The 11,124-nt window shown below is 39.4% G+C and carries 7 protein-coding genes and 1 pseudogene; 6 read left to right on the top strand and 2 right to left on the bottom strand.

From position 1 onward, the window contains the following. The first annotated feature begins 161 nt into the window (after positions 1 to 161). Positions 162 to 1,748, top strand: a complete 1,587-nt coding sequence (locus tag H592_RS0100595; protein WP_028867021.1) for a Na+/H+ antiporter NhaC family protein — start codon at positions 162 to 164, stop codon at positions 1,746 to 1,748. A 298-nt stretch (positions 1,749 to 2,046) separates the two neighbouring features. After that, positions 2,047 to 5,934 (top strand): ATP-dependent RNA helicase HrpA, encoded by a 3,888-nt coding sequence (gene hrpA, locus H592_RS0100590; RefSeq protein ID WP_028867020.1) that lies wholly within the window; start codon positions 2,047 to 2,049, stop codon positions 5,932 to 5,934. A 546-nt stretch (positions 5,935 to 6,480) separates the two neighbouring features. On the opposite strand, the gene H592_RS0100585 is transcribed toward hrpA, so the two are convergent. After that, positions 6,481 to 7,458 (bottom strand): integron integrase, encoded by a 978-nt coding sequence (locus H592_RS0100585; RefSeq protein ID WP_028867019.1) that lies wholly within the window; start codon positions 7,456 to 7,458, stop codon positions 6,481 to 6,483. A gap of 229 nt (positions 7,459 to 7,687) precedes the next feature. On the opposite strand from H592_RS0100585, the gene H592_RS24520 reads away from it, so the two are divergent. From H592_RS24520 to H592_RS0100570, 4 genes are all read left to right on the top strand, one after another. After that, a complete protein-coding gene (locus tag H592_RS24520; protein ID WP_245600339.1) occupies positions 7,688 to 7,993 on the top strand; it encodes a site-specific integrase in 306 nt (101 codons plus the stop codon). Positions 7,994 to 8,034: 41 nt separating this feature from the next. Next, entirely contained in the window at positions 8,035 to 8,574 is a 540-nt protein-coding gene (locus H592_RS24515) for a tyrosine-type recombinase/integrase (RefSeq protein WP_245600338.1), read from the top strand. Next, entirely contained in the window at positions 8,571 to 9,620 is a 1,050-nt protein-coding gene (locus tag H592_RS0100575; RefSeq protein ID WP_028866992.1) for an IS91 family transposase, read from the top strand. Before H592_RS24515 ends, H592_RS0100575 begins: the two co-directional genes overlap by 4 nt. Positions 9,621 to 10,047: 427 nt before the next feature. Beyond that, complete coding sequence (locus H592_RS0100570) at positions 10,048 to 10,839, top strand: hypothetical protein (RefSeq protein WP_028867018.1); 792 nt, start codon at positions 10,048 to 10,050, stop codon at positions 10,837 to 10,839. A 73-nt stretch (positions 10,840 to 10,912) separates the two neighbouring features. Here H592_RS0100570 and H592_RS24860 read toward each other — a convergent pair. Then, positions 10,913 to 11,124, bottom strand: a pseudogene (locus H592_RS24860) (hypothetical protein); the annotation flags it as partial.

Raw genomic sequence — 11,124 nt, 5'->3', positions numbered from 1 at the left:
TAAACCCCCTCTCTTTTTAGAGCAGGGGGTTTTTTTGTTTTAAAAGTAGGTTAAAATCCCGTTCCCTTAAATTCGGTATTTTGTACCGGTCATATTAAAAACATTTGAAAGTCTGCTGTATCGTACAGTTTATTTTCAAATGTAGAACAAAGGAAAGATTAATGTCTTTAATCGATTTTTCAGCTTCTACGCTGTCGATTTTACCTGCAGTGGTTGCACTGGGGTTAGCTATTCTTACTCGTCGAGTTTTGTTGTCGTTAGGTTTAGGTATTATATTAGGTGCTTTATTACTGGTTGATTTTTCAGTGGTAGCAGCAGGAAGCTACATCTTTAACACAGTCAAAGGTGTGGTAGTTGAAGATGGCGGCTTAAATACTTGGAATATGAGTATTGTCGCTTTCCTATTATTACTGGGCATGATGACGGCGGTATTAACGCTTTCTGGTGGCACGCGTGCTTTTGCGGATTGGGCGCTAGATCATATTAAAGATAAACGTGGCGCTTCGTTATTAGCAGCTTTTTTAGGTGTGTTTATCTTTATTGATGATTACTTTAATAGCTTAGCCGTGGGCTCTATCTCTCGTCCTGTTACTGACCGCTTTAATGTGTCGCGCGAAAAATTAGCTTACATACTTGATTCAACAGCTGCACCAATGTGTATTCTGATGCCTGTTTCAAGTTGGGGGGCCTACATCATGACCATTATCAGCGGTATTTTAGTCAGTCATGGTATGACTGAGTATTCGCCGTTAGGGGCTTATGTTGCGTTAATTCCAATGAACTTTTATGCGATATTCACTTTATTAATGGTATTTGCAGTGATTATTTTCAAGCTCGATATTGGGCCAATGAAAAAACATGAAGCAATGGCAGAAAAAGAGATCACCAAGGGTGAGCAAGACTATATCGATTTACAAGATGAAATGGGTATTGAAGAGCATGAACAAGGTAAAGTTGGCGATTTAATTTATCCAATCATTGGCTTAATTATCGGTACGTTATTTTTTATGCTTTATACCGGCAACGCTGCATTAGCCGAAGCGGGTCAAGCTTTCTCTGTATTAGGTGCCTTTGAGAATACCGATGTCGGTGCTTCTTTAGTTTACGGTGGTTCAATCGGCTTAGCGCTTTCTTTATTGACAGTAGCAAGACAAAAGCAAACCTTTGCAAATATTAGATTTGCCTTGTGGGTTGGTGCAAAATCAATGTTTGGTGCCATTATTATTCTATTTTTTGCTTGGTCTATTGGTACTGTGATTGGCGATATGAATACAGGCACTTATCTCTCAAGTTTAGTACAGGGTAATATTGGATTACATTGGTTACCGGTTATTCTATTTGTACTTTCCGGCGCAATGGCGTTCTCAACAGGGACTTCTTGGGGCACCTTTGGCATTATGTTACCGATTGCCGGTGATATGGCTGGCGCAACGGATTTAACCATGATGTTACCGATGTTAAGTGCGGTATTAGCGGGTTCTGTATTTGGCGACCACTGTTCTCCGATTTCAGATACCACTATTTTATCGTCAACGGGGGCACGTTGTGAACATATTGACCACGTTGCAACACAATTACCCTATGCGCTTGCAATGGCATTCGTGTCTATTGTTGGTTTTGTGGTGATTGGCTTTACTGGTTCAACGATAGGGGCTTTAGTTGCCTCAGCCGCTGCCTTTGTGACCGTGATTGTGGTGATGAAAACATATTTAATTCGTTCTTCAATTTCTTCGCCCATTCTTCAGTGATAAAAACTAAACCTTGAATAAAACTAAAAAGCAGGCTTGCCTGCTTTTTTTGTGCCTATAGAATGACACTCAATGCTATCGCTGCAATACCTTAACTTCAATATTTTAACTTCAATACCTTAACCTAATAAGAGCCTTTAATGCCTCACCTTATTCAACTTCAAGGTTAACCGACTTTGCATCATTACAGTTCATTGAGGGGCTATTTAGTTTACCCAATAATAAACAAGCCTTCGTGACTATCCTTTTTCGAGTAGCCTTGCTAGGATCACTTTTTTGTTTCTGCTAGGTAATTGTTTTGACCATTTCTGCTACTGCTTTAAAAGACCATTTAAATGACGTGTTATACAAAGATCAATTCCGTTTAAAACGTAGGATTGATGATCTTGCTAACTTAAAATCGCCTGAAAAAGTAGAACAAAGTCTGACTAAAATCGCCATTGATATACAAGTATCAATGGATAAACGTAAGCAACGTTTAGATAACCTGCCAGAAGTGACTTATCCTGACCTGCCCGTTAGCCAGAAAAAAGATGAAATAGCGAAAGCCATTGCAGAAAACCAAGTAGTGATTATTGCCGGTGAAACAGGCTCTGGTAAAACCACACAGATCCCTAAAATATGTTTAGAACTAGGGCGTGGAGTATCGGGCCTAATTGGTCACACTCAACCGAGACGTTTAGCCGCTAGAACTGTGGCAAATCGTATTGCTGAAGAGTTAGATTCTGAGCTTGGCGAAACAGTAGGTTATCGTGTTCGTTTTACTGACAAAGTCAGTGAGCTGTCTTATATCAAACTAATGACCGACGGTATTTTATTAGCTGAAATACAAAATGATCGCTTCTTAAGTCAATATGACACCATCATTATCGATGAAGCCCACGAACGTAGTTTAAACATCGACTTCTTAATGGGCTATTTAAAACGTCTATTACCAAAACGCCCAGATTTAAAAGTTATTATCACTTCAGCAACCATCGACCCAGAGCGTTTTGCACAACACTTTTCAGATAAACGTGGTAAAGCCGCGCCAATTATTGAAGTCTCCGGCCGTACTTTTCCCGTTGAAACCTTGTATCGTCCTTTAGAAGAAACCGCCGCAGGCGACCAAATTGAAGGTATCTTTCAAGCAGTTGATGAATTACAACGTCTAGGTCGTGGTGACATTCTTATCTTTATGAATGGCGAACGTGAAATTCGTGATACCGCAGAAGCATTAACTAAACGTAAATTACGCGATACAGAAGTGCTGCCGCTATTTGCTCGGTTAAGTATTGCAGAGCAGAATAAAATTTTCCAAGGGCATCGTGGTCAACGTATTGTATTAGCGACTAATGTGGCAGAAACCTCTTTAACCATTCCGGGTATTAAATACGTTATTGATACCGGTACCGTGCGTATCAGCCGTTACAGCTACCGTACTAAAGTTCAACGTTTACCGATTGAAGCTATCTCACAGGCCAGCGCGAATCAACGTATGGGACGTTGTGGCCGTGTCAGTGAAGGTGTGTGTATTCGGTTATTCAGTGAAGAAGACTTTAAAGGTCGCCCAGAGTTTACTGACCCTGAAATACTGCGTACTAATTTATCTTCGGTAATTTTGCAGATGTTATCGCTAGGGTTAGGAGAATTAAATAAATTCCCCTTTGTAGAGCCACCAGAAGATAGAAATATTAAAGATGGTTTGAGCTTATTAGAAGAACTAGGCGCAGTTAATTTAAAAGCCAAAGACCCACGTAAAAAACTTACACTGTTAGGGCGTCAACTCGCTAAATTACCAGTAGATCCGCGTTTAGCGCGTATGATTTTAGCGGCTAAAGAATTTAACTGTGTGCATGAAGTGATGGTGATCAGTGCGGCTTTGAGCATTCAAGACCCACGCGAACGCCCGATGGATAAACAGCAAGCATCCGATGAAAAACATCGTCGTTTCCAGGACAAAGATTCTGATTTTATTACCTATGTAAACCTGTGGAATTATATCAACGAACAGCGTGAAGAACTTTCTAGCAGTCATTTCCGTAAAATGTGTCAGAAAGATTTCCTCGCGTATATGCGTGTTCGTGAATGGCAGGATATTTACACACAAATCAAGCAGGTAACCGACGAGTTAGACATTAAAGTGAGCAGTACACCCTCTAACTTTGATGATATTCACCAAGCATTGCTAGCTGGGCTACTATCGCATATCGGTTTAAAAGATAAAGATGCAGAATACTTAGGTGCACGTAACAGTAAGTTTTACATGTTCCCTGGCTCTGGTTTATTCAAAAAACAACCAAAGTGGGGCATGTTTGCCGAATTAGTTGAAACCTCAAAACTATTTGCGCGTGTTGCTGCACGTATTAAACCGGAATGGGTTGAACTGCAAGCACAGCATTTAATTAAACGCAGTTATGCCGAGCCTCATTGGCAGAAAAAATCCGGCGTAGTGGGGGCGTTCGAAACACAAATGCTGTATGGCATTCCTATCGTTAGCAAGCGCAAAGTTATTTACACCCATATCGACCCCGTATTATGTCGTGAATTATTTATTCGTCATGCCTTGGTTGAAGGGGAGTTTGAAACGCGCCATCAATTCTTCAAAGATAACCAAGCGTTATTAAACGATATTGAGGAACTAGAGCATAAATCACGTCGTCGCGATATTTTGGTGGACGATGAAACCCTGTTTTTATTCTACGATGAAATCGTGCCGCAAAACGTATGCAGTGCCAAACAGTTTGATAGTTGGTGGAATAAAGAGAAACAGCAGCAGCCACAATTATTAAATTATCAACGTGACCAAGTGATGGCGCATGATGCCGACAAAGTCACCGCGAATGCTTACCCAGACCATTGGCAACAAGGTGATTTCCGCTTACAACTTGAATATGCCTTTGAGCCAGGTACTGCGCAAGATGGTGTGACGGTAAATATTCCGCTAGCGCTATTAAACCAAATATCAGACCAAGGGTTCGATTGGCAAATTCCGGCCTTACGTGAAGAGCTTTTAGTGGCGCTAATCAAAACTTTGCCTAAACCTATTCGTCGTAACTTTGTGCCTGCACCTAACTACGCAGAAGCGGCCATGGCAAATTTAGTGCCTTTACAGGGGCCGTTATTAGAAGCTTTTGAAAAGCAATTGCTGCGCATGACTGGTGTGCGAATTCCTGAAGATTCATGGGATCTATCGGCATTACCGACGCATCTGCGTATCAAGTTTAAAGTGATTGACGATAAGCAAAAAAGTGTTGCTGTCGGTACCGATTTAAAATTATTGCAGCACGACTTAAAAGGTAAAGTAAAACAAACATTATCTAAGGTTTCAAAACAAGGAATTGAAAAATCAGACTTAATTGAATGGGATTTTGGTAAATTACCTACCTCATTCAAAAAAGATCACGGTGGTTATGAAGTAAAAGCTTATCCTGCATTAGTGGATAAAAACAAAAGTGTGGCAATCGAGTTATTTGATAGTGAAGCGAAAGCACAACGTTATAACCAAGCAGGTGTGCGTCGATTAATTCTATTAAACGTACCATCACCGATTAAATATTTACAACAAAGTTTACCGAATAAAGCCAAATTAGGGCTGTATTTTAATCCTTTTGGGCAAGTTAAAGACTTAATTGATGACTGTATTAGTTGTGCCGTTGATGCGATTTTAGATGGCGAAATTCATCCACAAGAAGCGCCTGAATTTGAACTACAGAAAGAAAAAGTACGCGCGGAATTAGCTGACAAAACCTTACAAATCACACAACAAGTAGAACAAGTCTTAACCCTTGCACATGCCGTCAATAAGCAGTTAAAAGGTAAAGCGGATTTAAGTATGTTAGTGGCTAAAGGGGATATTAAATCGCAGTTAGAGCGCTTAATTTTCCCAGGGTTTGTTTGCCAAGTGGGTGAGGGAAAACTTAACGACATTAAACGTTATTTATTAGCGTTACAAAAGCGTTTAGAGAAGTTACCGGTGAATCCAAACCAAGACCGATTAAATACCATTGAGTTACATGATCTTGAAGAGCGCTATCGTGCGTTATGTAAGCAGTTATTGAGTAATGAAAATGAGCATGAAGGTTTAGCTGAAGTATATTGGATGATGGAAGAGTTAAGGGTGTCGTTGTTTGCACAGCAGTTGGGGACACCGTACCCAGTATCAGCGAAACGTGTGAGATTGAAGTTGACTGAGTTAAAAGGTTAACGCTAAAAGGGTAGCTATTGCCCTTTTATTTTTAGGGCTCGTCTATGCTCATTCAGTTTTCTTTTAACTGTTAAATATTGTATTTACAGTGAGTTTAGCTCGTCTGCGCTCGTCCAGTCAGTTTGATGTTTATTTACTTGGTCTTTCGCCCTTTCGGCGACTTTACTTTTTCTTAGTCAGAAGAAAAAGTAAGCAAAAAGACTGACACCGAATCGCTTTCTAATCCAATCCATCAATACCTTTCCTAACGCACCAGTTCATACGGCACGTCCGTGTGCCGAATGAACTTACAGCAAACGTCCTGTTTGCTGTTGCTGAAAGGAATTGTTCGTTTGGGAAAGCTCAACGGTGGGGATGGATGTAGCCAATCTGGGTAAGGTTTTAATCTTAACTGTTTAATATTGTTAATATCAATTTATGTCCAGTTCTTTTTTGCAGTTCTTTTAATCACAGAAGAAACCATCGTGCTATTCATTACCAATACACTACAAGCGCATTGATGGTTAATCTTTAACTGTTTTTTATTTGAATTTTTAAGATGTCAATTTACTTGAATTCGGCTAATAGGTCTGATAGTGGACTTCTAACACCATTCGCGCCAGCTTGAAGTACATGGGTGTAAATTTGTGTTGTACGTAAATCTGAATGTCCAAGCTGTTCTTGTACCGTACGAATATCAGCGCCTCGTTGTAACAAATGGGTGGCAAACGAATGACGTAAAGTATGGCATGTTACTTTTTTGTCAAAGGCCAATTTACGTGCGGTGTTCTTGACTGCTCGTTGCAAGCTAGATTCATGGATGTGATGTCGTCTCAAGCATTGCGTTGCTGGCTCAACACTTAAATTGGATGAAGGGAATAAGTAATGCCAACTTAGTTCAGTTGGCGCACTAGGGTATTTAGCTGCAAGCGCATAGGGTAAATAGACTCCTTTGTATTTGGGATTATTCATATCTTGTTGATAGAAAATTTTGGCTCTTTCAATTTGGTTTTTTAGCGAGGGGACTAATTCTTTAGCAAGCGTGACCCTGCGATGCTTTCCACCTTTTGCGTTCCATATTTGCAATGATAAATAATTAAAGTCGATGTCATGTATACGGAGTCTTAATACTTCCATCAGTCGAAGGCCACTACCATATAAAATCTGTATCGGGAGTGATAGTGAAACAGGGATATTATTGAGTAATAATGAAACCTCTGAAATAGTTAATACAACCGGCAATTTAGGTTGCACAGTACTTCGGTTAAATTTTAGATCTAATGTGAGTGGGTTACCTAAAAACTCTTTATACAAAAATACTAATGCATTTAAAGCCAGTGATTGTGTTTTAGGTGCTACATTTCTCTGGTTTGCTAAATAAGATAAAAAAGATTGTACTTCATCATCGTGGCATTCATTGGGGTGTTTCTTTTGGTTGTAATAGATAAAAGAGGTGATCCAATAAAGGTAGGCTTTTATTGTTTTTTCTGCGTAGTGCTTCATTCGCATATTTTCAGTTACTGCACTCAAAAATGGAGAAGGCATATGTCACTCCTATCTTTTAAATTGGTGTTTTTATATACAGTATAGCCATGTTGCAGTATTTTCACCGTAATTATTGCAATTTGTCGTCTTTTCCCATGATATTAGTTTTATGTTTTACCTGTAATTACTTGTTGAACGAAGCCGCTGTGCGGCAGAAAAACAAAATACCAATAACGTTCATACTTATATCTATATCACTTTTCGGTGATATCTAATAGGAGTATAAGCCATGAACACTTCAGAGCAACAACACTTTAACCTTTTATATCAACAGCATTTGACCAACCTAACACTGCAAGGCATGAGACCTGCCACGATTGATGCCTACTCTCGTGCAGTACGTAGAATAACTACCTTTTTTGACCGCACACCTGACACATTAACCAAAGCAGATTTAAAGTGTTACTTTGCACAACTCATTCAAACTCACTCATGGAGTACCATTAAATTAGACCGAAATGGATTACAGTTTTTTATAAACATACTCTCGATAGACAGTGGGAATGGCTCAATATTGTCAAACCACCACAAGTAAAACGCATTCCAGACATTCTCACGCCACAACAAATTGGATTGATGATTAGCCACACTCGTGCGTTACGTTATCAGGTGTTTTTTCTTGTTTTGTACAGCATGGGATTACGCTTAAGTGAAGCCCTTGATTTGACGGTGAACGACATTGATAGCCATACCATGCAAGTGCATATTCGCGAAGGTAAAGGAGGCAAAGACCGTTTACTCCCTTTACCCAAACGAACACTTTCTGCATTACGTTGCTATTGGTCAACGCATCGTCATACGCAGTTGTTATTTCCAAGTATTGGTAAAAATACACAAGTGCCGATGGATAAAGGCAGTGTGCAGAAAGCGTTGAAAAAAGTAATGACTGAATTGGGTATTAATAAATCTATCAGTCCACATTCATTACGACATTGCTTTGCAACTCATCTCTTAGAGCAAGGTATTGACCTACGCTCTCTGCAAATACTATTGGGACATCACAGCCTGAATACGACAGCGAAATACACTCAACTTACCCCACTCAAACAAAAAGATAATGTCACCGCCTTGAACCAATTAACCAACAGGTTATCAATTCAATGGGAGGCATCATGAGCCAATTTATTGCACTACTTGAGCGCTATCAAGCAAAACTGGAGCAACAATATGGTGGATTGTTGAATCAAGATATTCGTCGCGCTATCACTGATATGCTGCACTGTAAAAACGATGTAAATCGAACGACCCAATGGCATTGTGGCCATTGTCAGCATGACCAACAACTCCCAGCATCCTGTGGGAATAGAAGTTGTCCACAATGTTTGCATCAAACCACTTCAAATTGGTTAGCTAAACAGACCGATAAACTATTACCCGTGCACTATTTTATGGTCACCTTTACGCTACCTTATCAATTGAGAGTACTGGTTCGTCAACACCCCAAAGCACTGTATCAATTGATGTTACAAGTGACGGCGGGCATATTAAAAGACTTTGCCAAGCGAGAGAATAAAGGCAGTTTAGGATTTACTAGTGTATTGCACACACATAATCGTCGCCGAGAATGTCACCCTCATGTGCATATTATTGTGCCCTGCGGACGATATAATGCTGTGAAAAAACAGTGGTGTAAAAGTGATAAGCAATATCTGTTTAATGAATTTGCACTCGCTAAAGTATGGCGAGCAAGAGTCATTGATGCGATTAACCAGAGCGCGAAGTTAACCATGCCCACTGACACGCCTAAAAAATGGATGGTAGATTGCCGTAAGGTCGGATTTGGTGCTTCTGCTTTTAAATACTTATCACGCTATCTGTATCGTGGCGTGTTACCCGATAAAGACATTATTAATCTATCCGAAGAAATGGTCACATTTAAGTATAAAGAAAGCAGCACTAATATGACTAAAGAACGTACTTTACCTGTGCTCGAATTCTTGTGGTTAATCTTACAACACGTGTTACCAAAAGGTCTGCAACGGGTGAGAGATTACGGGTTTTTAAGAGGCAATGCCAAACAATTGCGACTACAAATATTGCTGATATTGGGGAGCGATATAAGCACAATGGCGACACCAGTAAAACGCAAGCGTGCTGTCTGTATTTGCCCATGCTGTCACCATGAAATGCATTTTATGGGCTTAAGTCGACTGAGAAACTAATGCGTGAAAACGTACGGTCTTAAACAGATAATTGACACAAATGAAAGATTAACAAGCCAGAGAGGTGATATAGCATCCAACATATAAAATATAACATACTGATATAATTGAGGTATCAATTGTATATTAGTGAGACTCGCCTTAAAGAAAGTTGAATTATTGAGCCAGCCCAAAACCCATTCCACTATTTACTATATAAAGCAAAGAGTCTCATTCGGGCTTGTCCAACACCCAGATAAGGTGTCGGCTGCGCGACACCTATCCTTGTTTGTTATAGAAATAAATTAACGTAAGATTGAAATTATTTTTTATCATTAGCTTATGTAGTGTTTTTACCTCAAAAATGACATTTTGTAAGTTAATAAGCTGTTAGCTATTCGCGTTATCCACAAAGTTTATAAGCTCGTTCGAGTCATCAGGAATAATAATGGAAAGAAATCAATTTACTTTCATTCAAATGAATACTTCAGCTCATTTACTTAATGCGTATGACGAGTTAGCTTTAACTATTAAGAAAAAAGCATATATACCAGGTGAAAGTAACCCTTTTAATATACCTTTCGATAAGCACAAACAAAGTGCAGAGTGTGTTGGACTTAATTTAGCCTTAATAAACATAAATGCAGCTGTTTTAGAAGGATCTCTTCGTTCTCTTCTTTGTGAAGTAATACAACGAGACTCTGAAAAACTAGGTGAACACACTATATCTAATACTGATCAGCCTCAATACAAGGTATTAACTAGATCTTATGATCTACTTAAGAGTTTTCAAGAAGAGGTCGAATTCCAAGGAGGTTGGGATAAATTAAAACGCCAATATAAAGAGTATTTAGACGTAAATTTAGATAAAGCCCTAGATAAAGAAAAAACCTCAGCAATAAACTCAATTTTTACTCTTAGGAATATCGCTGCACATGGGACCACTTATGTGGTACCTAAAGATACTTTAACCGATGATGATAAAGGTACTTATCTTTTTAAGTGGCAATGTAAAACTCAATCGCTAACGATTTACACAAAAAAAATATTTAATCTAGATGTTCTAAGTGCCTTACAGCACCCATGTTTTGCATATCATTATATGGAGCTAACCAAGGAATTACTCAATAAAATTCAAAGCGACAGCTTCCCTCCTAATGCTAAGATGCTACTCAAGAATATTCGAGATTATTCATTTGGCTATAGAAATTTCGGTTCTTTAGTATTAGAAAATAGCTAATCGGGTAGCCGGAGGTATCTAACCTCCAGCCCCCACACCACCCTGCATGCGGCTCCGCACAGGGCGGTTCATCTTATGATGAATAGTGAATATTAATCCACAGATCCTTTAATGATATCAAACCTTGTCTAGCTAAAAACTCATTACTGATCGCTATATTGATCCCTTTGGTTTTCGAACTACGGCAAGGTCCTTTGCTGGTGAGCCCACAGGAAACAGCTAAACGTTCACTGACTCCCAGTTTGATCAATGATCTCACTTTCGTCCGTGGTTTTCGCCATTGCC

It is taken from the genome of Psychromonas arctica DSM 14288 (assembly GCF_000482725.1).
Classification (GTDB): Bacteria; Pseudomonadota; Gammaproteobacteria; order Enterobacterales; family Psychromonadaceae; genus Psychromonas; species Psychromonas arctica.
This window is presented reverse-complemented; position numbering and strand designations above follow the sequence as displayed.